Raw genomic sequence first — 24,570 nt, forward strand, 5'->3', positions numbered from 1 at the left:
TAATTGATATTTGAGAATTATTATTGATTAAATAAATGGTGGTAATTCGATTTTTACATAAAGGCGCTATTATTTGCTGTTAAATTCGACAAAATACAATACTAAGCGGCCAAGATGTATAAAAAGTGATTAAACAAGCCAAGCCTTTATCTATTATCTATAATAAAAAATCAGGATTTCATGCTGCAAACAAAGATGAAGTCTACGAGGAACTTGTGCGGATTTTATCCGATCATAATTTCGAAATACAGTCATTTGAGCTTGGGCAGGAAGCGAGTTTTGATACTTTAATGAGCAAGGTATTTGCACGCCATAAAGACCCAGATAATTTGGGTGTTGTGGTTGCTGCAGGTGGTGATGGAACCTTAAATGCTGTTGCTCATCAGTTAATGCATACCGATATTCCTATGGGGGTCTTACCTTTGGGCACATTTAATTATGTGGCGCGGGTACTCAATATTCCTCTCGATTTAATTCAAGCGGCACAGGTGATTGCGACAGGCAATAATCGACAGGTGCACGTGGCGCAAATCAATGAACATATCTATTTAAACAATGCCAGTTTGGGCTTGTATCCTTTATTTATACAAAAAAGAGAATTTTATAATCAAAAGTTTGGGCGTTTCCCATTGCATGCTTATACCTCAGGTTTGGATGTGCTCATTCGAGATCGTAAAGAGCTGAAATTGGAAATCGAAGTGGATCATCATATTTATCCAGTCAAAACGCCCTTGATCTTTTTTGGCAATAATCAATTGCAATTGGCCGATTTAAACTTGCAAATCGCTAAAGATGCAGAGGCAGGTAAAGTTGCAGGTGTGGTTGTCGCAAAAAGTGATAAGAAAACGTTATTTAAAATTTTATGGCAATTGATCCGTGGCAATATCGACAATGCACCAGATGTGTATAGTTTTGCCGCTGATGAAGTCACCATACATACCCAACGAAAAAAAATGACCGTTGCTGTGGATGGTGAGATTGTAGAAATGAAACCGCCGCTTAAAATTCGAGTGCAAAAACAAGCCTTAAAGATACGGGTGCCACATGATACTGCATCTGTCTGATCTGCATTTCGGCACTGAAAAGCCAGAGTGTATGCGCGCTATTCAGCAATTTTGTCGTGAACAGCGTATCGAGGCCGTGGTTGCCAGTGGAGACTTGACCCAACGTGCGCGTTATCGTCAGTTTTATGCATGTAAGCAATTTTTAGAAAGCTTAAAGCTGCCTTATATCGTTGTGCCGGGGAATCATGATATTCCGTTATATCATTTATGGAACCGTGTTTTTAGCCCTTTTGCACGTTATCAACTTTTTTTTGGTGCCATGGAAAATGTACTGGAAACCGAGCATTTTTATTTAATTGGGATCAATAGTATTCGCCGTCGTTACCATACGCGAGGGCATGTATCGCTCGAGCAAATACATCATGTCGAGAAATTACTTAAACATGCGCCGCCCAATAAAGTAAAATTAATCATAGCGCATCAACCTTTTTATACGCCGCCCAATGACCCGCATGGTGTGAAAGATTGTCCTGTTCAAGGGCGTTTGGCACTCGAACAGTGGAGTCAACACGGTTTAAATGGTTTATTGCATGGGCATTTACATGTTCCAGCCAGCTATGACCTCAATCAGATTTATGCTTTAGGTGCTGCGCATCCAGTTTGGGATATTCATGCTGGAACTGCAACGTCATATCGCCTACACGATAACCTTGCCAACAGTTTTAATGTCATTGATGAGCAGATGAATGTGCAGCATTATTTTTATAATTCAAAGTTAAAAATATTCGAAGAAAATCTTAGTACTCATATTTTGGATGAGCTTTAATCCTTTAAATTTAAATTTTGAAGAAAAAAAATACAAAAAAATGAAAAAAATTAAATTTTGCCCTTGAAGGGTTTTTTTCCATCCCCACAAAAGTGTCATCTAAATTATTTTTTGTCGATGGCTTACGGAAATCAAAATGTCATCGTCTTTTATCTAGTAAATAGACTTAGTCTGGAGTTAACTATGAGCAATATTCGTCCTTTGCATGACAACGTTGTGATTCGCCGTGTTGAAAAGGAAACTAAAACTGCTGGTGGTCTTATTTTAAGTACTTCAGCAGCTGAACAACCTGCTCAAGGCGAAGTAATCGCTGTAGGTAATGGCAAAGTAACTGACAATGGCGTACGTGCATTAGACGTTAAAGTTGGTGACAACGTATTGTTTGGCACTTATGCCGGTACAAAAGTAAAAGTAGCAGGCGAAGAGCTTCTTATTATGAAAGAGTCTGACATCTTAGCGGTACTTGAAGCTTAAGTTTCGTACACGCATTTAGACCCTTTTATTCATCATAAATTGTTAAAAATTTTAAAAAGATTCGGAGTTAGACATGTCAGCTAAAGACGTAAAATTTGGTGATTCAGCGCGTTCAAAAATGATCGCGGGTGTAAATGTACTTGCAGATGCTGTAAAAGTGACTTTAGGTCCTAAAGGCCGTAACGTTGTCATCGACCGTTCTTTCGGTGCACCGCACATCACTAAAGATGGTGTTTCTGTTGCTAAAGAAATCACGTTAAAAGACAAGTTTGAAAACATGGGCGCTCAGTTAGTTCGTGAAGTGTCTTCAAAAACCAACGACATCGCGGGTGACGGTACAACAACTGCAACTGTTCTTGCACAAGCAATCCTTAATGAAGGGATTAAATCAGTAACTGCGGGTATGAACCCAATGGATCTTAAACGCGGTATCGACATCGCGGTTAAAGCTGTAGTGGCTGAAATTAAAGCGACTGCAAAACCTGCATCTGACTCTAAAGCGATTGAACAAGTAGGTTCTATTTCTGCGAACTCTGACACCACTGTTGGTAAACTTATTGCTCAAGCAATGGAAAAAGTTGGTAAAGAGGGTGTAATTACAGTTGAAGAGGGTTCAGGCTTTGAAGATTCTCTAGATGTTGTAGAGGGTATGCAGTTTGACCGTGGTTACATCAGCCCGTACTTTGCAAACAAGCAAGATACACTAACAGCTGAACTTGAAAACCCATACATTCTTCTTGTTGATAAAAAAATCAGCAACATCCGCGAATTAATTGCTGTACTTGAAGCTGTTGCTAAAACAGGTAAACCGCTTCTTATCATTGCTGAAGATGTTGAAGGTGAAGCACTTGCAACTCTTGTTGTAAACAACATGCGTGGCATTATCAAAGTTTGTGCTGTTAAAGCACCTGGTTTTGGTGATCGTCGTAAAGCGATGCTTCAAGACATCGCGATTTTAACTGGCGCGACTGTAGTTTCTGAAGAGGTTGGTATGTCTTTAGACCAAACTACACTTGAGCACTTAGGTACAGCGCATAAAGTTACTGTTTCTAAAGAAAATACAGTAATTGTTGATGGTGCAGGTGTTGCAGAGCAAATTGCTGAACGTGTAACTCAAATTCGTGCTCAAATTGAAGAATCAACTTCAGAATACGACAAAGAAAAACTTCAAGAACGCGTTGCTAAATTGGCAGGCGGTGTTGCTGTAATCAAAATCGGCGCTGCAACTGAAGTTGAAATGAAAGAGAAGAAAGATCGCGTTGACGATGCACTTCATGCAACTCGTGCTGCAGTTGAAGAAGGTGTTGTAGCAGGTGGTGGTGTTGCACTTGTACGTGCTGCAAAAGCACTTGAAGGTGTGTCTGGTGCTAACGATGACCAAAATGTTGGTATCAACATTTTACGTCGTGCAATTGAAGCACCGCTTCGTCAAATCGTTGCAAACTCTGGTGATGAGCCATCAGTTGTAATCAATGCTGTGAAAAACGGTGAAGGTAACTTCGGTTATAACGCTGCGACTTCAGAGTATGGCGATATGTTAGAAATGGGTATTCTTGACCCAGCTAAAGTAACACGTTCTGCGCTTGAGCATGCTGCATCTGTTGCGGGCTTAATGCTTACAACTGAATGTATGATTACTGAAATCCCAGAAGACAAACCTGCTATGCCTGATATGGGCGGTATGGGTGGCATGGGCGGTATGATGTAATTCATACTGATCATCCGATCTAAAAAATCCCCGCTACTTGCGGGGATTTTTTTATAACAATCCTAGTTAAAATAAAACACTAATCAAGCTTTTTGGTGAGTTTAAGATTTACTTCAGGCATTTCTAGTTTTTCACCTTTATCACCACGAAGCTCAATAAAGTTTTCACCTACAAAGTAAATTCGATTGTCGCCCTCGGCATCAAGTTGAATCATTCCAGGTTGATCTGGCAAGAACTTAAAACTGCCTTTCACTTTATTTTCAGTGTTCGCAGGTTTACCTAAAAACTCTTGGCTGAGTTCATAGCTCTTATCAAGTTTGAGTTCAAGTTCAGTTTCAATCCCTTTGCAATCATGGCAAGGTAGAATCCCTTTATACTCACCTGCCCAATCAAGTGCATTTTCGGTGTTATCACCTGTGGCAATCGGACTTTCTGAGGCTGCGTCTGTATTGGCAATGACATTATTATCTGGTGGTGTAGCGGTTTCAGATTCATTGCTGGTCTTTGAACATGCCGTTAGGGTTGCACTGACCATACAGAGAGCGAGGATTAGTTTTTTCATGAGATTTATACACCGTACGTACCCAATATAATGCTAAGCGTGGCTTTTATTGTTCAAGAAAAATAGCCTATTCTTGTTAACAATTGTGTGTTTGGTTAATACATCAAAACAGACATTTGATTTTTAAAATTCGTAAATAGTGAAATATTGGTGATTTACCTAAAAGTGAACGCTAAAGGACATTTATATATTAATTGGTGAATAACTAAACAATATAGGCTTTTATAATTATTTTGCGTTGTTAAACTCTGCGGCATAGAAAAAACTGTCGGTGCAAATTGTGTTTGAAAAAACAGCGGAAAAAAGTCTGAACTTAATGGGGTGGCAAATTGATAACCATTGGGATTTAAATATCGACCAATGTGTCATGATTGCAGCGCCACATACCAGTAATTGGGATGCACTTTATGCACGCCTTGCCCTGAAAGCTTTAGGGGTAAATGTTCGTATCACGATTAAAGACAGTTATATGAAATTCCCGTTTGGGCCTTTTGTACGTGCTATGGGCGGAATTGGTATTAATCGTCGTCCAAAACAAGATGGTGAAGCACGTCAAAGTATGGTTGAGCTCATGGCTGACTTATTTAAGCATCATCCGAAATTAGTCATGTTGGTAACGCCTGAAGGGACACGCGCCAAACAAGAGAAGTGGAAAACCGGTTTTTATCATGTTGCCATGCAAGCAGGTGTACCGATTGCTTTAGCCTATATGGACTATGCGCAGAAAAAAACGGGTGTGGGTAAAATCGTTTATCCTACAGGCGATTATGAAAAAGATATGGCTGAAATCATGGATTTTTACGCGCAAATTCATGCCAAATTTCCTGAAAAATTCAGTGTCGATACACGCTATTACTAATCTAACCATCCAATAAAAAGGACAGCATCGGCTGTCCTTTTTACGTTTAGATGATTTTGTTTAGACTTTTATATTGAATTTAATCATGAAAATCGGGATGGATACCGCCCAGATTTTGACATGCCGCCTTATAAATAATGTATTGCTGGTCAACCACATCGATGAGCGGAATACGAAATAACTTTTCGCCTTGCTTATAGCTATCGATATAAGACACGACTTTTTGTTTGCTTGATGCTAGTTTTTCTTCATGGAAAGTTGTAATCGAGCTATGAGTCATATGTGAACTTTCAATATTATTGCATTGAAAATGGGAGAGTAGTTTTTCAGCTTTTTTAATTTCGCTGGACGTGCCAAACATACAGCCGCTAAGCAGAGTCACACCTGCAAGCAGGATGAACTTTTTCATGGTTTTATTTTAAGCAAAATTATGAGGTGCAATATTCTATTAATTTTCGACAAAAAAATTAATCACTTTTTTACCATTTGGCTAATTTTTATTTAAATGTGAACTGTGTCATTGTTACAAGATGTGAATGTCTAACTGAAAAGGCTTTTTGTTAGAACAATTTGGACAAATATCTTTAGGTTTGGAGTCATCAGGTTAAGATACTCATCGTCACCAAGAAGCAGCCTGAAGAGAATAGAAGACCTAATACAATATGTTTAAATTGGCGTTCTGAAATGCGATAAAAAAGTTTGGCACCAAAAATCACTGGAAAAGCCATAATCACCAAAAGCACGACTAAATAGGGCAGATGTTCACGATGGATGATCCCTTGTAGCAGATAGCTAATGAGTGTGACGAGCTGAATGGCTAAATTGAAATGTCGCAAAATATAGCGTTGTTCTGCTTTGGGTGTATTTTTCAGCATGAGCCATGCAGAGGGTAATGCACCACAAAAGCCTCCAAGACCACCCAAGATTCCAGCAATATATCCGATACTAGAATCCGCCCATTTCCCTGTCTTTTGGATGAATGAAAATTTTGGATTAAAAAATAAAATTGGGCACCAAAACATTAAAAAAGCGCCCAAAACCAATTTAAATGTATCTGGATTAATGCTGTCTAATAAATAGGTACCTAGCGGCACACCTAAAATTCCTGCAATTAAATAGGGATAAATGATTTTTTTATTGATCGGAATGCTTTTGCGTTCTGATGATAATGAAATGAAGTGGCTATAAATTGAAGCGCAGACGACCAAGGGTGCTGCTATTTGCGGGGGAAGTATCCAAACCCAAAATGACATTGCAATAAGGGCGAATGCAAACCCTGTTAATCCTTGTACGAATCCCGCAAAGATGGCACCAAGAATAAAAATCAGCCAAGTCATTAAATTACAGCTTTGAAATACGTGGCGCTATTGTAGTGAATTTTTCTATATAAATGTGGCTGACTGAGTAAATGTAGCAAAATTGGACATCAAATCATGAATAGAACATGAATATTTAAATACAGCAGATGTACACAGACTTCCAATTAAATTCATTTCGATAAGTGAAAATGCTCTTCATCAAAGAGGAGTGCTACACATGCTTAAACAAGTTGCTTTGCTATCTGTGGTTGCAATTACATTTACAGGGTGTGTCGTGGCGCCATTTGATGATGGCCGATACCAATCGAATCGATATGGTTATGCAAATCAATATGGTTATTCAGGTCAATATGGTGGTTCATACGGACAGCGCTATGACTCAAGTCAGCGTTATGACCGCTCATATGGTCGAGTGAATAGCCCGCAACATCGACCAAACTCACCACGACCGAATTCGAATAACCGTCCAGACAATATACATAAACCAAATGCGCATAACCCGAATGTACAGAATCCTTCATCTCAGCATCCGTCAAATGTGCATCGTCCAAGCTCAAAGCCTCAGACGCCAGCTAAACCCAATACAAGCAAGCCCCAGCAGCAAAAAACACAGCAACAACGTCCAAAAGTGACGCCCGTGGATAAAGCTAAAACTCCGGGTGGATTTAACAGCCAGCGTCCACTTCGACCACAGGTTTAATGATTTTCAAGTAATAAAAAAGGACGCATTGACGTCCTTTTTTGTGTGCATTTACATTAAGCCTTTTTATATAAGCCTGCACGCACCGTCCCAGCTTTGGTTTGTTTGATTTGCTGCCAACTGCTCGGGAGTTTTAACTGAGCAAGATCACGATCAGCTTCGATATAAATTAAACCATTGTCTGCAATGCACGGATCGACCAATTCAGCAAGTTCCTGCCATAAATCAAGACTATAAGGGGGATCTAAGAAAATCAGATCAAATTGGTCTTTCAAGTTAGGAATGGCTTGTTGTGCCGTCATGTTTTTGAGTTGCACACGTTGTTTGCTCACTCTTAAAAGTTCTAAATTGTCCATGAGAAATTTCGCTTGGGTGCGATCAGGTTCAATTAAAACAGCTTCTGCTGCACCACGTGAGAGTGCTTCAAATGACAAAGCACCTGAACCTGTACAAAGGTCGAGAACTTTGGCATTTTGAACATCCCACATGAGCCAGTTAAATAATGTCTCGCGCACACGGTCAGGTGTAGGGCGTAAACCATCAATACTGGCAAAAGGCAGTTGACGGCGTTTCCATTCACCCCCAATGATTCTTAATTGATTTTTCATGAATTATTCCTCATCGGTTGCATGGGCTGCACTGGCAGCACGAGGTGGGGTATTTGCAGTATTCGATTGTTGAGTTGCACTGTTGTTCTGCTGAGCTGTTGGGCTCGCATTTGGATCGGCTGATAAAATATTAGAGCCGCTTGGTAACTCACTCGGTTTTAGACCCGCAGTCATGAGACCACCGCTAATTTGATGGCTTGCAGGACGAATTGGATTCTTTTTACGTGTTAATAACCAGTAGTCAAACATCGGTTTCGCAATTTGAGCAGCTGAACCACCGTGACGACCATTTTCCCAAACGACGGCAATCGCAATTTCAGGTTTTTCCGCAGGGGCAAAACCAACAAATAAACCATGGTCAAGTTGACGCTCTGTCAATAAGGACTCGTTATAGCGTTTACCTTGGGCAATACTTTTAACCTGTGCAGTCCCTGTTTTACCTGCTATTTGATACATTGGGGTACGAATACCACGCCCGGTCCCTGTTTGAACCACATCAATCATGGCATCACGCATTTTAATCCAATCATCTGGCTTACCATTAAATTGAATGCGACCATTCGGGGCGTTATGGACTTTATGAACCTTTGCGCCTTTACTTTCACGCAAAACGTGAGGTGTAACATGAGAGCCTTGATTGGCGGTAATAGCAGTCGCCATCGCCAGTTGTAATGGTGTTGCTGTAAATGCACCTTGACCAATACTGACAGAAATGGTTTCACCTTTAAGCCAGTTGGACTTCCGTGTGCGGAGCTTCCATTCAGGATTTGGATATAGCCCCGTACTTTCACTTGGTAAATCTACACCGGTTTTTTCACCGAAACCAAACTGACGCATCCAAGTATTCATTTTTTCAATGCCCATGCGATAGGACAAGACATAGAAGTAGGTATCGCAGGAAATGACTTGAGCTTTGTGTAAATTAACTGAGCCATGACCAGTTTTTTTGTGGTCACGGAAACGATGGCTGTCACCCGGAAGCGTGAAATAGCCCGGATCTGAAATGGCAGTACTCCAATCCACTAGACCATAATGAATACCACCTAGACCAAACATTGGCTTAATCGTTGAACCCGGTGGATAAGCCCCTTGCACGGCACGGTTATATAATGGCTGATCGAGGCTATCACGCAGTTCAGAATAATCTTTGCTGCTAATCCCGGTAACAAATAAGTTAGGATTAAAACTTGGACTAGAAACGAGAGCAAGAATTTCTCCAGTACGTGGGTCAATCGCAACAATTGCACCACGTCGACCTGCAAGCTGCTCTGACGCGACCATTTGCAGTCCATAATCTAGGGATAAATATAAGTCATTACCACGAATCGGATCTTTACGACCTAAATGTCGTAACACATTACCAAAGGCATCGGCTTCAACCGACTCATTTCCCGGCATACCATGTAAAAGTTGTTCGTATGATTTTTCAACGCCAATTTTACCGATCAGGTTTGAGCCAGCGTATAAATCTTTATCAATCGTTTTTAGTTCTTTGTCATTAATACGACCTACGTAGCCAATCACATGGGCAAACAGTTCGCCATGTGGATAGTAGCGAGTCATTTGGGTCTCTATATTGACACCCGGGAATTGATATTTCACCTCACTAAAACGGGCGATATCATTTTCATTTAAATTCAGTTTAATCGAAACGCGTTCAGTCTTTTTAGAGGTTTTAATCCGACTTTTGAAACGTTCGATGTCTTCATCAGTCAGTTCTAACAGTGGCGTTAGGCGCTCTACCGTATCATCAATGTCTTCAACATCCGCACGACTCATGGTTGCTGAGAAAACCGGATAATTATCGGCTAATAACACGCCATTACGGTCATAGATATAACCACGTGAGGGTGCAAGCGGTTGCAGTCGAATTCGGTTTTGATCGGCAGCAGTCGAAAAGGTCTCATAACTCTTGATTTGCAAATATGCATAACGTGCCACAAGCAACAGCATAAAGAAGGAGACAATCCCTATCGAAATCACTACGCGATTACGATAAATCCGCTTTTCTTGCTGGACATTTTTTAAAGGATAATGCTGCTTCATACGCGATCGACTTAAAGACTGAGAGCTAAAATAACGGAAGAGGCATATTCTAGCGCAACTGACATTTTTTTGATAAATAAAAACGACTCTGCTGTGATTGCAGTCTATATTTTGACTTTGCAGACATGAAAAATATGGGGCTTTGTGTATAACAGTTCATATTATTCTGCTAAAGTCGAAACGTATAAAAAAGGAATATTCCAAAAAATAATACTAAGGAAGTTTGTGAAAACAATGAATAAATTATATCCATTGCTTGCATTTATGATGCTCGGAAGCATCGCACATGCCAATGACAATTCATTTTTACCTGAGGCAAAGTTAACAGGTAAGGGTTATCAACCATGGAATGTTGGAGCAGGTTTTACTCAAAAAATTATTCACGTGAATGGTGAGTGGGTAAACCCATATGGCATTGCCTATGCAAAAGCTGGTGTTTTCTTGAACGATGATAAAACACCTGGTGGGCAAGTCGGCTTTCGTTACCCCGTTCATTTCACTGGCAAAGATAAAAATGGTTATTATATCGGAGCTTATGCGGGCCACATCGACTCCAAGAAAGTAGATGGTGAAGATGAAGCGCGTTTAGGTGGTGGTATCGATCTTGCTTATGTGATGTTGAGTGCCGAGCGTATTAGTACGTTTAGTGTAGGCTTGGGTGCGGGTGAAAAATTAGAAGACAAATCAGGTAATGTGATTGTGGAAACCGAACCGAGACTACAAATCTCATATACTTTAAGTTTTGGTTTGTAGTGAAAATAATCAACTTTATTTTATAACCGCACTCACTGAATAAAATTAAATATGGAAGTTATGCATGCTTGAGTACGTTAACGAATTGTGGCAAACCTTTTTGCAACGTCCCGATTTTTGGGCTGTGCTGAGTATTATCCCCGTTACCGCATTCGTTACCTGGGCACACGTTTGGATGGCACTTAAAATGGTATTTTACCCAATTAATTTCTGGGGATTCCATTTAGGTCCATTACCCGTGGGATGGCAGGGGATTGTGCCAAGAAAAGCTGGACGTATTTCTGGCATTATTACGGATAATACATTGTCTAAATTGGGTTCCTTGCGCGAGTTTTTGGATGCAATGGATCCTGAGGACATGGCGCGCATCATTGGTGAACAAGTTGGCTTTGAGCTTGAACATTTAATTGATGAAGTCATGCTAGACCGAAATGCGGTGCTTTGGGAAAACCTACCGTATTCGATTAAACGTCGTATTTATGCCCAAGCACACAAACAGCTGCCAAATACCTTAAAAGAACTCGTGACCGAACTGACCATGAACGTAGAGTCACTTGTTGATATGCGTGAAATGGTGGTGAGCCAAATGGAAGCGGATCGTCTCTTGATGGTGCGTATGTTCCTTAAAGTTGGCCAAAAAGAAATCAACTTTATTTGGCATATCAGTGCCTTGATTGGGATGTTCTTTGGTATCTTCCAGATGATCGTTTGGTTTGTGGTGCCTTGGCATTGGACGGTTCCATTTTGGGCAGCAATCTGGGGATTTTTGACCAACTGGATTGCTATCTGGATGGTATTTAATCCCATTGAGCCGCACCCCGTTAAGTATTTACAATTATTTGAATTAACTAAAGATCGTAAATTCCCTTGGATTAAACCTGTGATTCCACGTATTGGAACGTACAACGTTCAAGGGGCGTTTATGAAACGGCAAGAAGAAGTTTCGGATGTATTCGCAAGTGTAGTCACAGAAGACCTAATTACGTTAAAATCCATCATGACCGAAATGATGTATGGCGGGAAGAAAGATAAGACCCGTCGCATTGTGAAACGTCATATTAATGAAATTATGGAATCTCCACTGGTTCGTACCTCATTACAGTTGTCTTTAGGTCCAAAAGAGTACGCAAAACTCAAGACAGACTTGATCGATCGCTCAATTGAAATTACGATGGTGCCTGTATGCGACCCTGCGTTTAATGCGAGCCGTGCACAGAAAATCTTTCAAATGTTTAGAGACCGTATTCGTGAGCTAACACCGAAAGAATTTCAAAATCTATTACGTCCTGCATTTCAGGAAGACGAATGGATTTTAATTGTCTTGGGTGGTGTAACCGGTTTTATCGCGGGTACAATACATTTGTTTGTGGCTTTCTTATAATTAGATGCTGGAAGATGATCTGAATCTTCGGTTCAGATCACTACATAGCGTCATATACAATGTTTAAAATGAGGATGTTTTTTTATGCGCATTATATTACTCGGACCACCTGGAGCAGGTAAAGGGACACAAGCTCAGTTGATCTGTAAGCGCTACGATATCCCACAAATTTCAACCGGTGATATGCTCCGTGCTGCGATTCGTGAAGGTACTGAATTAGGTCTACAAGCTAAAAGCGTCATGGATAATGGCGGCCTTGTATCTGATGAGCTTATTATTGGTCTTGTAAAAGAACGCATTGCTCAACCTGACTGTGTCAACGGCTGCATTTTCGACGGTTTCCCGCGTACGATTCCACAAGCTGAAGCGCTTGAAAACGAAGGTATCAGCATCGATCACGTAATTGAAATCGATGTACCTGACGAAGAAATCGTTCAACGTTTATCTGGTCGTCGTCAACACCCAGCATCTGGTCGTGTATATCACACCGTTTACAACCCACCAAAAGTGGAAGGTAAAGATGACGAAACTGGTGAAGACCTTGTTCAACGTCCGGATGACCAAGAAGCAACAATTCGTAAGCGTTTAGGTTCTTACCACGCTGAAACTGAGCAATTGGTTGGTTTCTACCAAGGTCGTGCAGCTTCTGGCGAAAACGCACCGACTTATGACAAATTAAATGGTCTTCGTCCAATCGATCAAGTTCAAACTGATTTGTTCGCGATTTTAGATCAGTCTAAATAATTCAGCTTTTTTGAATTTTTGACAATCAAAGAGTCCTACTGCATAGTGGGACTCTTTTTTTTATGTAGCTTTTAGGGCGAATCTGTTATGAAATTTGCTTTGGTTATAATGGTCATCATCGCTGTAGCGGTGTTATTGGGCTTATTATTTGTCAGCTTTAAAATGTTGCGTAAAGTGCAAGTGGAAGAAGCAGAGCAAGCTAAACTGAGCCCGAAGCAATATCGCTTACATCCAAAGCTGCAGCAAGAGCTTGATAAAAAAAAAGAACAAGATAAAAATTAAGCATCAACTCGATCAATTGATTCTTACAAATTCCATCTACCCCGAAATTGAAGAGATTAATCTTCAATTTGGGTGGTTTTAATCGGTCTTAATGCGCCAAAGTCAAAACGGTCAGGCCAGTTACACACGTCAGAAACGATACATTCATTACATTTGGGTTTGCGGGCAATACAGGTATAACGCCCATGCAGAATCAACCAATGATGTGAATCAACAATAAACTCTTTGGGGATGACTTTGACGAGTCGGTGTTCGATTTCCAGAACATTTTTGCCGACAGCCAATCCTGTTCGATTCCCTAAACGAAAAATATGCGTATCGACTGCCATGGTCGGTTGTCCAAAAGCAGTATTCAGCACCACATTTGCAGTTTTACGACCGACACCGGGTAAGGCTTCCAAATCTGCACGATTATTCGGAACGATGCTGTTGTGCTTCTCAATGAGCATCTTGCAGGCTTTAATGACATTTTCCGCTTTTGAGTTATACAGGCCAATAGTCTTGATATATTCCTTCAGTCCGTCAACACCTAACGCATAAATAGCTTCAGGAGTATTTGCTACTGGAAAAAGTTTATCTGTGGCTTTGTTGACACTGACATCTGTGGCCTGAGCAGATAGGGTAACAGCCACTAAAAGTTCAAATGGACTACTATAATTGAGTTCAGTTTTCGGGTTGGGGCGTTGCTCACGTAAGCGTTCAAAAAAAGTTTGAATTTGCTTCTTAGTCATGTTTTTAACAGCCATGATTAACCCCCTTGCAGTTGTGTTAGTTGTAGCGTGAGCATATGGAGTAATTCACGTTTTTTTGCATCTTCTCGAACACTCAGTTGTTTTTCTAATTTCTTAATTTGTGTACGAATTTTTGCCAGTTCAATCGTAGTTTTTGCATCGAGTTGAATGACTGGCGTAGCAGGTTTTTCCACGACTTCAATGACCGGTACCGAGTCTGTTTGGGTCGAAAATTGGGCAAAAAGTTCCGTATCAATTTCTGCGCGTACAATAGGGCCTTTACGATGAATTCGGCGCTTTTCCTCACGTTGAATATGTGCATAGTAGCGGCGACGTAAATCATTCTGTTCTGCGATTCGAACGGCTTCAGATGGCACTTGATCAAGCTCTTCAACAAGGTCGATACAATCCACTGGACAAGGTGGAATGCAGAGTTCGCAGCCCGTACATAAATCCGTCAAGACCGTATGCATCAATTTGCCTGAGCCAATAATGGCATCGACAGGGCAGGCACTGATACATTTGGTACAACCAATACATTCATCCTCACGAATCACAGCTTTAACCCGTTGCGGGCGCCCATCACTTTGGATTGGCCAAACGCTGGCTTCTGCTGTTAAGTGTGGACGATTTAATAACGCTGCTAGTGAATCTGCTACAGGTTGACCACCGGGTATACATTTATTGGCTTCTTCTCCTTCACTGATGGCTTTGGCATAGGGTAAGCAGCCGTCTCGGTGTCCACAAAGTCCACATTGAGTTTGTGGCAATAGGGCATCAATTTGTTGGATGAGGGAAATTTCAGAAGTCATGGGTAGTCGCGAGTACAAATGAAGGCAGAGAAAAATCAAAGAGGACGTTGAATTCTAGCATGTTTCAGTATGAATTGCTGTGCGCAAAAATGGGTCTATAGATGCATCATAAATGAGCAAAATAATTCATTAAAATATTCCTAAAAGTAATAATATTTATAACTAAAATATTTGAGTAATCAATTTAAATCGCTGTTCTTTAAAGAATTTAAAGATTTTTCAAAAAAACTATTGCTGATTAGTTACAAAAGATATTTAATATTTTGCGCCAAAATATATCTTTGATCAAAATTGTGATCAATTTTGATCCATACATCTGCTGAGGATTAAGTGTTGAAATATAACAGCCTTAACGACTTCCTAGACTACGTTAAAACACGTGATGAACATCAACCTGAATTTCTTCAAGCTGTTGAAGAAGTGATGACGAGCCTTTGGCCATTCATCGAAAAGAACCCACAATATGCTGACTACGGTTTGCTAGAACGTCTTGTTGAGCCTGAGCGTGCAATTCAGTTCCGTGTTTCATGGGTAGATGACAAAGGTCAAACTCAAGTTAACCGTGCTTTCCGTGTTCAATACAACTCAGCAATTGGTCCATTCAAAGGTGGTATGCGTTTCCACCCATCAGTGAACCTTTCAATTCTTAAATTCTTAGGTTTTGAACAAACTTTCAAAAATGCTTTAACTACACTTCCTATGGGTGGTGGTAAAGGTGGTTCAGATTTTGACCCTAAAGGTAAATCTGAAGGCGAAATCATGCGTTTCTGCCAAGCATTAATGATCGAATTATACCGTCATCTTGGTTCTAACACTGACATCCCTGCGGGTGATATCGGTGTAGGTGGCCGTGAAGTGGGCTACATGGCTGGTATGATGAAAAAATTAAGCAATGACACAGCATGTGTGTTTACTGGTAAAGGTTTAACTTTCGGTGGTTCACTTGCGCGTCCTGAAGCAACTGGTTACGGTACTGTGTATTTCGCTGAGGAAATGCTAAAAACTCGTGGCGATAGCTTTAAAGATAAAGTTGTAACGATTTCGGGTTCTGGTAACGTTGCACAATACGCTGCTGAAAAAGCAATGTACTTAGGTGCGAAAGTGGTTTCACTTTCTGACTCAGCTGGTACTGTATACGTGAAAGACGGTTTCACAACTGAACTTCTTGCTGAAGTAATGGAATTGAAAAACGTTAAGCGTGGCCGTATTTCTGAATTTGCATCTAAGCACGGTTTTGAATATTTAGAAGGTCAACGCCCTTGGTCAATCAAATGTGATATCGCACTGCCATGTGCAACTCAAAATGAATTAGATGAAGCTGATGCTGAAGCTCTTCTTGCTAATGGCGTAATCTGTGTTGCTGAAGGCGCAAACATGCCATCTACTTTGGCTGCAGTTGAGAAATTCGTTGAAGCGAAAATTCTTTATGCACCAGGTAAAGCTTCAAATGCAGGTGGTGTTGCAACTTCTGGTCTTGAAATGTCTCAAAACGCAATTCGTTTGGGTTGGACTTTCGAAGAAGTTGACGAGCGTCTACACGCGATCATGAAAGAAATTCACCGCAACTGCGTGAAATACGGTACTGAAGAAGATGGTACTGTGAACTACGTAAACGGTGCGAACATTGCAGGCTTCGTAAAAGTTGCTGACGCAATGCTTGCTCAAGGCGTTTACTAAGTTCTCCGTAAGTTGAACTGAAAACCGAGGCTTCTGCCTCGGTTTTTTATGGCTGAATGGCTTGAAAAATATAGGATTGTTGCTCAGTGCTTATGAGGGTAAGTTGGATCTTGCTATCCATAACGTTGAAGTGAAAATTTAAGGGTTGGCTGAGCAAACGTTTAATATGAAGCTCTTGCTGATGTAACTGAGGGCATAACTTCACAGTACTCCCTACATATCCTGTAAAATGCAAAGTATGCTTTTCAACATCATAATTGCGGCCAATGCGATTACAACCACTAAAAAATGTCATACGGCCATTGTTGAATGTAAGAGTTATTTGGACAGGTAGAGCCTTATTCTCTACGAGAATCCACGTCTTTTGAGTTAATTGTTCTGCTTCAAAATCACGTAAATTAGCAATTCGCTGTATGCCTTTAAAAATATAGGTTTGTTGATTATTATTCATCACGATTAATTCAGGCAGGGCATTTTGCTTTTGAAGTAGCTTTAGATTTACATCGCGAAAGAGTTGATTGAACAGCACATCGTTATTTGATTGCTTTGAACAGCCGATCAGTGTTTGCAGCTGTGAAGATTCAGTCTTCAAATGCTGTTGATTTAAATGATAATGTTTAGAGATTAAATTGCATCCCGCATAAAGGTGTAGCTGTTGTGCGGAAAAGTTAATGAGAAAGGGTTGTCGGCTGTCAGTTGGATTATGTTGCCATGTATAGTGCTGTAAAACTTGATGAAATTGATCTGAAGCTGGGCTGATAAAAGTCTCGTGTTGAAGTTTGGGTTGCCATACGCTATTACTCTGACAGCCAAACAATCCGAATAAAATACTAAAATACAATAAATTTTTCATCGGTAGTCTAGATCCTAAAGCGTACAGCCGATAAAAAACCGAGGCGATGACCTCGGTTTTTTATCGGCTGTAACTTACAACGTACCTTTTACGGCTTCACGTTCGACTGACATATCAAAAATATAGGCATATTTTGATTGGTCAGCAGTAGGGTTTTTACGTTCAAAACGTTTTACGCGAATAATTTGGCGTTCTGCAGGAGTATGCTTAAAGCCTTCAATTTGATCGTAAAATAAGGTCCAGTCTTTATCAACTTGTGTTTTTAGGCCTTTTTCATCGTACTTCACTTCACGCACTTGCAAACAAGTTTGTGGAGCAACGCCTGTACATTGTTTAGTTTCAGGACTGACTTCTAGGAAAATCGTTTCGCCTTGTGAGTTATATTGGGTTTCAGGTGTTAATTTTCCAGTGAACACCAGTTTCTCACCTGTTGCAGAGGTAATGGTTAACGTTGGATTTTGTGGATCTGTAGTATTTAAAACAAAAGGTGCTTTACGGTCACTAAAGAGTGAAGATGCAAGTCCTTCTTGTTTCATCGCATTATCAGGACACGCCATCATGGTAGATGCAATGTTGCCTGTTACAAGTGTATTGTGTTCCACTTTCCATTGGGTTGACATGCTGTTACAGCTGGTTGAAATACCCAAAGTGCCATTTTCTAGAAAATTTAAAACCAAAGGTTTTGGCGCATTTTCAGTGGTGGTGCTCCATTGATATGAAGCTAAAGTTTTATCAGCATTTTGTTGTTGTAATACGCTCACGGCTAAATCTCCAGCTTTTTGGATATCGCTTGATTGACATGCTGCAAGGGCTAAAGGGAAGAGGGCGATCGCTAAATATTTTAATTTCATTACGCTAACTGTTCTAAGTGAATTTCAGCCTGTAGCATAACCCATTCATTTTAAAAAAATATGAATACATTCAGCTCAAATAAGTAGCAAAATGTATCCATAAATAATAATTTGTTAACTTATTAATATAAATTATGAATAAGTCAAGCTATCTCGTTTTATTCACGTTTAATCAAAACGATAAATATCCATACCCAGCGAACCCATACTAAAGCTACTGTGAACAATAGAGAAGCGGGGGCCTGCACCCATCGAAAAGAAGATGGGTGCAAAATGTTCAATGGTCGGATGGTTGCGTTGTACAAACGGGATATTTTGCCAATCGAGAACTGCATCAAAATCTTGATGAGTGAGCTTATTGACCACAAAATTACGGAATGTAGACGCCCATTCAGGCACGGCTGCGGCACGACCATCCCAAGCCAATTCACGTAAGTTATGAGTAATACTGCCCGATCCAATCAACAGGATTTGCTTGTCACGTAAAGGTGCAAGCGTTTGTCCAATTTTATAGATCTCTTGCGCAGACATGGTCATCGGCAGTGATATTTCAATTACAGGAATGTCGGCATCAGGATACATATGCAATAACGGCATCCAAACGCCATGATCACGTGGACGGGTGCTGTTGGCGTGTGCCGATAACCCTGCCTTGGCAAGCAAATGAAGGATTTCTTCAGCAAGCTCTGGGTTACCTGGTGCTGGATAACGAATATCATAAAGTTCCGCAGGGAAACCACGGAAGTCATGCCAAGTTTCAGGACGGGTACTGGTACTTACTTCTAGTGCGTTACTTTCCCAATGTGCTGACATGATAACAATCGCTTCAGGTTTTGGAAGATTCAGGCTTAAACGTTCCAACGCAGGACCAACTTGCTCAGGATTGATGGCAAGCATAGGTGAGCCATGGGAAATAAATAAACCTGGAAGTGTTTGTAAATTCATCGCGGTCGCCGTTGGTTGTTTAAAGGAATATGATGATCATGCACTAAATTATTCAGCGTAACAATTCGGATAATTTCAACGGTTTGTTTCATTGTTGCAACGCTGTACTTGCTGTAGATACTGGAGTCAGTTCGGATTAACCCGCACGATGGTAAGGGTGATTATGGTTAATACTCATTGCACGGTATAGCTGTTCGATGAGCATGACACGAACCATAGGATGCGGCAAAGTCAGTTTAGACAAAGACCAATGCCATGCTGCTGCTTTACGTACTGCTTCAGAATGTCCATCTGGCCCACCAATGGCTAAAACCACATCATTGCCTTCAAGCATCCAGCCTTTCATGGTTTCAGCTAGTTTTTCGGTACTAAACTCACGACCACCGACTTCTAAGGCGATCAGCACTTCATTCGATTTCATGGCATTTAAAATGCTGTCACCTTCAATTTGACGGTATTTTAAAATGTCGGCTTCTGAGTCGTTCTTGCCACGTTTAGCCATAGGCAGTTCAATAATTTGCGTTTGAACAAATGGCTGAATACGTTTGAAATAATCTTCAAAACCCGTCAGAACCCATGCTGGCATTTTTTGACCGATTGTCAGAATACGAATTTTCATACAGCGCCCGAAAGTATACAAAAGAGCATTATAACGGTTCGCTTGCGCTTTGTATGTTCAGACACAATTTGCAATTGAAATCGTGTTCTGCTTGCTGTTTAAATACGCAGCATAAACAGATTAGATCAAAGATGAAAATTGGAATAATAACAATGAAAAAAACATGGCAGGACGGTAAATTATTTTTGCTCAAGCAAGCAGCAATGCTTTTAATTTTTGGATGGTATTCATTTGCGGCGTATGCCAACAATATTAGAACCGCTGAACCGGATAATTTAAAAGTCTATTTAGAGCAAATTATTGGTAATGAAGCTGAATATCGTAACTATAAGAACATTCAAGAGTTAAATCGGGTGTCTACTTGGATTCGTGAGCAGATGCGTTTATTTGGTGTGAATTGCCGTTTTCAAACCTATACCGTAAACAGCCAACCATACCGTAATGTGGTCTGTCCTTTAAATGCAGGGCATAGCAACCGAGTGATCATTGGCGCGCACTACGATGTATTTGAGGAGCAGCATGGCGCTGATGATAATGCTTCTGGCGTTGCAGGTGTACTCGAAGCTGCTCGGATTCTTTCGGCTGAAAAAGTGCGTTTAAAACAAAATATTGAATTTGTATTTTATACCCTCGAAGAACCGCCGTATTTTAGAACAGAGTCGATGGGCAGTTTTATCCATGCAAAATCGGTAGCAAAGGAAAAGGATAAAATTTCAGGTGTGTATATTCTGGAAATGATTGGTTATTTTGATCCGAAAGTTACCCAAGAATATCCTGTTGGGCTGAAATGGATTTATCCATCGCATACGAATTTTATTGCATCGGTGGGGAATATTCAGTCTCGTGACTTAACCTCATCGTATTGTGCTGCGATGGAGTCATTGAAGCAGTTGCAATGTGAACGCTTGATTTCACCCTCATTTATTCAGGGTGTGGATTTTTCAGATCATATGAATTATTGGCAATTTGATATGCCGGCGATGATGATCACCGATACTGCATTTTATCGTAATAAGCACTATCACACCGAGCAAGATACCCTGGATAAATTAAACTTAGACAAGATGGCTCAAGTGATCGATGGTTTAGTGAAAACCATTTTAAATTTGAAATAGCATGTCTTTAAAAACATGACATAAAAAACGCAGCCCCGAAAGCCTGTGGACTGCGATAAAAGGTCATCTACCTGGAGATGTAGATGACCATCTTGTTCCAATGATCATCACGCTTTTACACGTGATTGGAACCAATAAAGAAACATACAGCGCGTATATTTCTCTACTATATATGTGGGATAGAGGGCGATATTTCAAGTAATAGCATTCAAATTTTGTAAGACTTTCTTATTGGCTATTATTGATCTTGATGTCGAATTTGAAATAGTAATCCAATCAAAAGTTGTAGCTGTTGTCTTGAGTCTTGTCATAGCGAAGGATTTGAATGAAATTTTTCGAATATTTAGTTGAAAGCATGAATGAAAAAAAGCCCTGTCGAAACAGGGCTTTTTTTCATTTATTGCGAGTTGCTAGCGCTTAGTGACGAGCAGCTTTGCCACCTTCAGTTGCTTTGACAATCGGTGTCTTTGCAAGAGGTTTAGGCATATCAACCAAGGCTAGAGGTAAAATCTCATCAATCGATTTCACTGGTTTAATTTCTAGACCTTCTTTGACATTGTCTGGAATCTCAGTCAAGTCACGAACGTTATCTTGTGGGATAAAGACAAGCTTGATGCCACCACGGTGAGCAGCGAGAAGTTTCTCTTTTAAACCACCAATGCGCATTGCGCGGCCACCAAGACTGGTTTCACCGGTCATCGCAATATCTGGACGAATCGCAATGCCTGTAAACGCTGAAACAAGTGCGGTAGTTAGGGCCAAACCAGCAGATGGGCCATCTTTCGGTGTTGCACCTTCTGGTAAATGCACGTGTACATCAGTTTCTTCAAAGCGAATCGCTTCAATACCTAGTTCATCTGCACGGGTACGTACAACAGTCATCGCTGCTGTGATCGATTCTTTCATAACATCGCCAAGAGAACCAGTGGTAATGAACTTGCCTTTACCTTTCACTGCTGCAACTTCAATCGTCAGTAGTTCACCACCAACAGATGTCCAAGCCAAGCCGTTTACACGACCCACTTCAGCTTCTTCTTCGGCCATACCGAAGTCGAATTTGTGTGGACCTAAGTAGTCAGGAAGATTTTTCGAATTCACTTCAATTTGAAGATTTTTCGCTTTCTTGCTCACCGCTTCTTTTACCACTTTACGCGCAATTTTCGACACTTCACGCTCTAAGCTACGCACACCGGCTTCACGTGTATAACGTTGTACGATATCGCGAATGGCTTCTTCGTGAACGGTTAATTCTTTTGCGCGTAGACCATTATTCTTGATGGCTTTTGGAACAAGGTAACGTTCAGCAATATTCACTTTTTCATCTTCGGTGTAACCCGGTAGACGAATCACTTCCATACGGTCAAGCAAAGCTTCTGGAATATTCATGCTGTTTGCAGTACAGATGAACATCACTTCAGAAAGGTCTAGATCAAGATCTAAGTAGTGATCATTGAACTTGCTGTTTTGTGATGGATCTAGGACTTCAAGCAATGCTGAAGCAGGGTCGCCACGATAGTCTTGCGCCATTTTGTCAATTTCATCGAGTAAGAACAGTGGGTTCTTTACTCCAACTTTAGTCAAAGACTGCACAATTTTACCCGGCATCGCACCGATATATGTACGACGGTGACCACGGATTTCAGCTTCGTCGCGCACGCCGCCAAGCGCCATACGGACAAATTCACGACCAGTTGCTTTGGCAACAGATTCACCGAGTGAAGTTTTACCTACACCAGGGGGACCAACTAAGCAAAGAATTGGACCGCGAAGTTTTTTCACACGTGATTGAACAGCAAGGTATTCCACAATGCGGTCTTTCACGTCGTCTAAACCATAGTGATCGGCATCAAGAATGTCTTGAGCTTTCGCAAGGTTAATGCTGACTTTGCTGGCTTTGTTCCAAGGCGTATCTAAAATAACTTCTAGATAGTTACGCACGACAGCAGCTTCGCTCGAAGCAGGTTGCATAGCTTTTAGCTTACGGAACTCATTTTCAGCTTTCTTGCGTACATGTTCAGGTAAATCGGCTTCAGCTAGACGTTTTTCAATTTCTGCAACGTCATCCTCACCACCGCCATTCATGTCAGAAAGTTCGCGTTGAATGACCTTCATTTTTTCATTTAAGAAGTATTCACGCTGATTCTTTTCCATTTGGCGTTTTACAGAATCATGTAAGGTTTGCTCAATTTGCTGTTCTTCTGACTGTTGTAATAAATACGTCATCAGCTCAGCTAAATGTGCTTCAAATTCATCATGCTCTAAGAACTTTTGTTTTACATCAATATTCAAAGGCACGCGTGTTGCTACAAAGAATAATAATTGTAGCAAATCATCAATTTTATTGGCTGCTGCAATCAATTCACGTGCGTTACGCAATTTTGCTTCTGCATATTGAGCAAATAAGGTGCGTAATTCTTCCACACGGTTATTCTGAGTTTCTGAGTCTACAGAAACCGTCATTGGGCTTAATGAATGCTCGGCAGTCAGGTAATTATCGGCATCGATAATTTTTTCTAACTTGGCACGATATAAGCCTTCAATCAGTACTTTTATACAGTTTTCATCATTCTCATGATTCACAACTTGCACAATCTTCGCGACAGTACCGTATTGATATAAATTGTCGTGATCAATTTCTTCTGTTAGCGAATCTTTTTGTGCAACTACGAATACAAGATTGTCACTGTCACGTGCGACATTGACTGCATTGATCGACTTTTCACGACCCACAAACAGTGCAATTTGCATGTGAGGATATACAACCACATCTCGTAGCGCTAAGAGCGGTAATACGCTCGGAATTGTAGTTTCCAAGCTTTCTTCATTCATAATAATCTCAGACATGGGCACTCCTAATGAGTGACAACGGTGTTGCCATGTTTTTTATAGTGATGTGTATTTTTTAAATTACAAGGGTCATGCCAATTAAAATGTGTAAAAAATGACTAAATATGTGATTTTTAAGTGTAACTCAGTGTCAAAATATCAAATTAACGTTTGAAACTTAAAGTTTGAGATGGGCTAATAAAACCATCTAGCGGTTGATCCCATGCTTCTCGGACCAAGGGATCTTGAATGAGTTGAAAATCATGGCCAAGTCCTAAACGGTATGGGGTAGAGTGGGCAGTCGCTAATGTTTTATCGTAGAAGCCACCCCCCATACCAATACGTGTGCCGTACTTATCGCAAGCCAGTAAGGGCATTATTAAAAGGTCAAGGTGAGAAACATGCTTCCCGCGGCTTGCCATCGGTTCTTTCATACCGAGCGGGTGATGAGAAAAACGTTTACTAATATATTGATGACGTGAGATTTCAACCCAAACCAGTTGCTGATTCATGTTGCAAATCATGGGTAAATACACGTGTTTTTGATGTGCAAAACAGTAGTGGATGATCTTTTGAGTGTGAATTTCACCGAATGCATGTAAATACACGCCTATATGCTGACTGCTCTGAAAATGACTGAGTCTGACTAAACGCTGTAGGACTTGTTGTTCAGCTTGTCGTTGGGTCCATAGGTTTAGGCTACGACGCTGCTTGCGGAGTTGTTTACGAAGGCTGGTGGTGCTGAAAGTCATGATTCATTTCAAAGTAGCACAAAATTCTCAAAGGCATTTTAACGCGTTCAAGCTTAAAAGTCCGAAAAAATAGGTTTTATCTTTTTTATATAAAGCGTTCCTTAAACACTAGTTAGCTTAAGG

Annotated in this window: 25 protein-coding genes; 12 read left to right on the forward strand and 13 right to left on the reverse strand. The window is 40.6% G+C overall.

The genetic code is table 11. The annotated features are described in order from the left end of the window. The first annotated feature begins 125 nt into the window (after positions 1-125). From FTU22_RS12370 to groL, 4 genes are all read left to right on the forward strand, one after another. The gene (locus FTU22_RS12370; RefSeq protein ID WP_078192968.1) at positions 126-1,064 is read left to right on the forward strand and encodes a diacylglycerol kinase family protein; all 939 of its coding nucleotides are present in this window, start codon (positions 126-128) and stop codon (positions 1,062-1,064) included. Beyond that, the gene (locus FTU22_RS12375) at positions 1,045-1,830 is read left to right on the forward strand and encodes a metallophosphoesterase (protein ID WP_180094713.1); all 786 of its coding nucleotides are present in this window, start codon (positions 1,045-1,047) and stop codon (positions 1,828-1,830) included. The genes FTU22_RS12370 and FTU22_RS12375 overlap by 20 nt, the downstream gene beginning before the upstream one ends. A 183-nt stretch (positions 1,831-2,013) precedes the next feature. Further along, positions 2,014-2,304: a co-chaperone GroES gene (gene groES, locus FTU22_RS12380; RefSeq protein ID WP_078192966.1), complete on the forward strand. Its 291-nt coding sequence runs from the start codon at positions 2,014-2,016 to the stop codon at positions 2,302-2,304. Positions 2,305-2,377: 73 nt separating this feature from the next. Next, positions 2,378-4,012: a chaperonin GroEL gene (groL, locus tag FTU22_RS12385; RefSeq protein ID WP_078192965.1), complete on the forward strand. Its 1,635-nt coding sequence runs from the start codon at positions 2,378-2,380 to the stop codon at positions 4,010-4,012. A gap of 79 nt (positions 4,013-4,091) precedes the next feature. Here groL and FTU22_RS12390 read toward each other — a convergent pair whose 3' ends face one another. Beyond that, positions 4,092-4,574, reverse strand: a complete 483-nt coding sequence (locus tag FTU22_RS12390; protein WP_078192964.1) for a copper resistance protein NlpE — start codon at positions 4,572-4,574, stop codon at positions 4,092-4,094. 280 nt (positions 4,575-4,854) lie between these two features. Between FTU22_RS12390 and FTU22_RS12395 the strand changes: the two genes are divergently transcribed. Beyond that, positions 4,855-5,433: a 1-acyl-sn-glycerol-3-phosphate acyltransferase gene (locus tag FTU22_RS12395; protein ID WP_171263760.1), complete on the forward strand. Its 579-nt coding sequence runs from the start codon at positions 4,855-4,857 to the stop codon at positions 5,431-5,433. A gap of 79 nt (positions 5,434-5,512) precedes the next feature. On the opposite strand, the gene FTU22_RS12400 is transcribed toward FTU22_RS12395, so the two are convergent. Together FTU22_RS12400 and FTU22_RS12405 are read right to left on the reverse strand one after the other, a co-directional pair. Beyond that, the gene (locus tag FTU22_RS12400; RefSeq protein ID WP_078192963.1) at positions 5,513-5,842 is read right to left on the reverse strand and encodes a hypothetical protein; all 330 of its coding nucleotides are present in this window, start codon (positions 5,840-5,842) and stop codon (positions 5,513-5,515) included. Between the two features lie 190 nt (positions 5,843-6,032). Continuing rightward, positions 6,033-6,770 carry a sulfite exporter TauE/SafE family protein gene (locus tag FTU22_RS12405; RefSeq protein WP_180094715.1) on the reverse strand — a complete coding sequence of 246 codons (738 nt, stop codon included), beginning with the start codon at positions 6,768-6,770 and terminating at the stop codon, positions 6,033-6,035. Positions 6,771-6,969: 199 nt separating this feature from the next. Here FTU22_RS12405 and FTU22_RS12410 point away from each other — a divergent pair, with 199 nt between their 5' ends. Then, complete coding sequence (locus tag FTU22_RS12410) at positions 6,970-7,452, forward strand: hypothetical protein (RefSeq protein ID WP_180094717.1); 483 nt, start codon at positions 6,970-6,972, stop codon at positions 7,450-7,452. Between the two features lie 56 nt (positions 7,453-7,508). On the opposite strand, the gene rsmD is transcribed toward FTU22_RS12410, so the two are convergent. Together rsmD and mrdA are read right to left on the reverse strand one after the other, a co-directional pair. Further along, entirely contained in the window at positions 7,509-8,060 is a 552-nt protein-coding gene (gene rsmD, locus FTU22_RS12415; RefSeq protein WP_168378319.1) for a 16S rRNA (guanine(966)-N(2))-methyltransferase RsmD, read from the reverse strand. 3 nt (positions 8,061-8,063) lie between these two features. Further along, positions 8,064-10,106 (reverse strand): penicillin-binding protein 2, encoded by a 2,043-nt coding sequence (gene mrdA, locus FTU22_RS12420; RefSeq protein WP_180094719.1) that lies wholly within the window; start codon positions 10,104-10,106, stop codon positions 8,064-8,066. Between the two features lie 234 nt (positions 10,107-10,340). Here mrdA and FTU22_RS12425 point away from each other — a divergent pair, with 234 nt between their 5' ends. The 4 genes from FTU22_RS12425 to FTU22_RS12440 all read left to right on the forward strand — a co-directional run bounded on the left by FTU22_RS12425 (position 10,341) and on the right by FTU22_RS12440 (position 13,266). After that, positions 10,341-10,859 (forward strand): hypothetical protein, encoded by a 519-nt coding sequence (locus FTU22_RS12425; protein WP_078192958.1) that lies wholly within the window; start codon positions 10,341-10,343, stop codon positions 10,857-10,859. 64 nt (positions 10,860-10,923) lie between these two features. Continuing rightward, on the forward strand, positions 10,924-12,240 hold the full coding sequence (locus FTU22_RS12430) for a hypothetical protein (RefSeq protein WP_218948322.1): 1,317 nt from the start codon (positions 10,924-10,926) through the stop codon (positions 12,238-12,240). An 84-nt stretch (positions 12,241-12,324) separates the two neighbouring features. Further along, the gene (gene adk / locus FTU22_RS12435) at positions 12,325-12,984 is read left to right on the forward strand and encodes an adenylate kinase (RefSeq protein ID WP_078189866.1); all 660 of its coding nucleotides are present in this window, start codon (positions 12,325-12,327) and stop codon (positions 12,982-12,984) included. 87 nt (positions 12,985-13,071) lie between these two features. Then, positions 13,072-13,266 (forward strand): hypothetical protein, encoded by a 195-nt coding sequence (locus FTU22_RS12440; RefSeq protein WP_180085106.1) that lies wholly within the window; start codon positions 13,072-13,074, stop codon positions 13,264-13,266. A gap of 56 nt (positions 13,267-13,322) precedes the next feature. On the opposite strand, the gene nth is transcribed toward FTU22_RS12440, so the two are convergent. Both nth and FTU22_RS12450 read right to left on the reverse strand, forming a co-directional pair. Next, entirely contained in the window at positions 13,323-14,012 is a 690-nt protein-coding gene (nth, locus tag FTU22_RS12445) for an endonuclease III (RefSeq protein ID WP_180094721.1), read from the reverse strand. A 2-nt stretch (positions 14,013-14,014) separates the two neighbouring features. Beyond that, positions 14,015-14,809, reverse strand: a complete 795-nt coding sequence (locus tag FTU22_RS12450; RefSeq protein WP_180094723.1) for an RnfABCDGE type electron transport complex subunit B — start codon at positions 14,807-14,809, stop codon at positions 14,015-14,017. Positions 14,810-15,139: 330 nt separating this feature from the next. On the opposite strand from FTU22_RS12450, the gene gdhA reads away from it, so the two are divergent. Beyond that, entirely contained in the window at positions 15,140-16,486 is a 1,347-nt protein-coding gene (gene gdhA / locus FTU22_RS12455; protein WP_227591817.1) for an NADP-specific glutamate dehydrogenase, read from the forward strand. Between the two features lie 46 nt (positions 16,487-16,532). Here gdhA and FTU22_RS12460 read toward each other — a convergent pair whose 3' ends face one another. The 4 genes from FTU22_RS12460 to rlmH all read right to left on the reverse strand — a co-directional run bounded on the left by FTU22_RS12460 (position 16,533) and on the right by rlmH (position 19,754). After that, positions 16,533-17,339 carry an META domain-containing protein gene (locus tag FTU22_RS12460; protein WP_180094725.1) on the reverse strand — a complete coding sequence of 269 codons (807 nt, stop codon included), beginning with the start codon at positions 17,337-17,339 and terminating at the stop codon, positions 16,533-16,535. 74 nt (positions 17,340-17,413) lie between these two features. Further along, positions 17,414-18,190: an META and DUF4377 domain-containing protein gene (locus FTU22_RS12465; protein ID WP_180094727.1), complete on the reverse strand. Its 777-nt coding sequence runs from the start codon at positions 18,188-18,190 to the stop codon at positions 17,414-17,416. Positions 18,191-18,358: 168 nt separating this feature from the next. Then, complete coding sequence (locus FTU22_RS12470) at positions 18,359-19,135, reverse strand: dioxygenase (protein ID WP_180094729.1); 777 nt, start codon at positions 19,133-19,135, stop codon at positions 18,359-18,361. A 136-nt stretch (positions 19,136-19,271) separates the two neighbouring features. Then, complete coding sequence (gene rlmH / locus FTU22_RS12475) at positions 19,272-19,754, reverse strand: 23S rRNA (pseudouridine(1915)-N(3))-methyltransferase RlmH (RefSeq protein WP_078189858.1); 483 nt, start codon at positions 19,752-19,754, stop codon at positions 19,272-19,274. 203 nt (positions 19,755-19,957) lie between these two features. Here rlmH and FTU22_RS12480 point away from each other — a divergent pair, with 203 nt between their 5' ends. Continuing rightward, entirely contained in the window at positions 19,958-20,869 is a 912-nt protein-coding gene (locus tag FTU22_RS12480) for a M20/M25/M40 family metallo-hydrolase (protein WP_257225937.1), read from the forward strand. Between the two features lie 417 nt (positions 20,870-21,286). Here the strand turns inward: FTU22_RS12480 and lon are convergent, their stop codons facing one another. Then, on the reverse strand, positions 21,287-23,713 hold the full coding sequence (gene lon / locus FTU22_RS12485; protein WP_180094732.1) for an endopeptidase La: 2,427 nt from the start codon (positions 23,711-23,713) through the stop codon (positions 21,287-21,289). 146 nt (positions 23,714-23,859) lie between these two features. Continuing rightward, positions 23,860-24,447 carry a 5-formyltetrahydrofolate cyclo-ligase gene (locus FTU22_RS12490; RefSeq protein ID WP_180079045.1) on the reverse strand — a complete coding sequence of 196 codons (588 nt, stop codon included), beginning with the start codon at positions 24,445-24,447 and terminating at the stop codon, positions 23,860-23,862. Positions 24,448-24,570: the final 123 nt, after the last annotated feature.

The sequence above is a fragment of the Acinetobacter sp. YH12076 genome (assembly GCF_013419525.1).
GTDB classification, from domain to species: Bacteria; Pseudomonadota; Gammaproteobacteria; order Pseudomonadales; family Moraxellaceae; genus Acinetobacter; species Acinetobacter amyesii.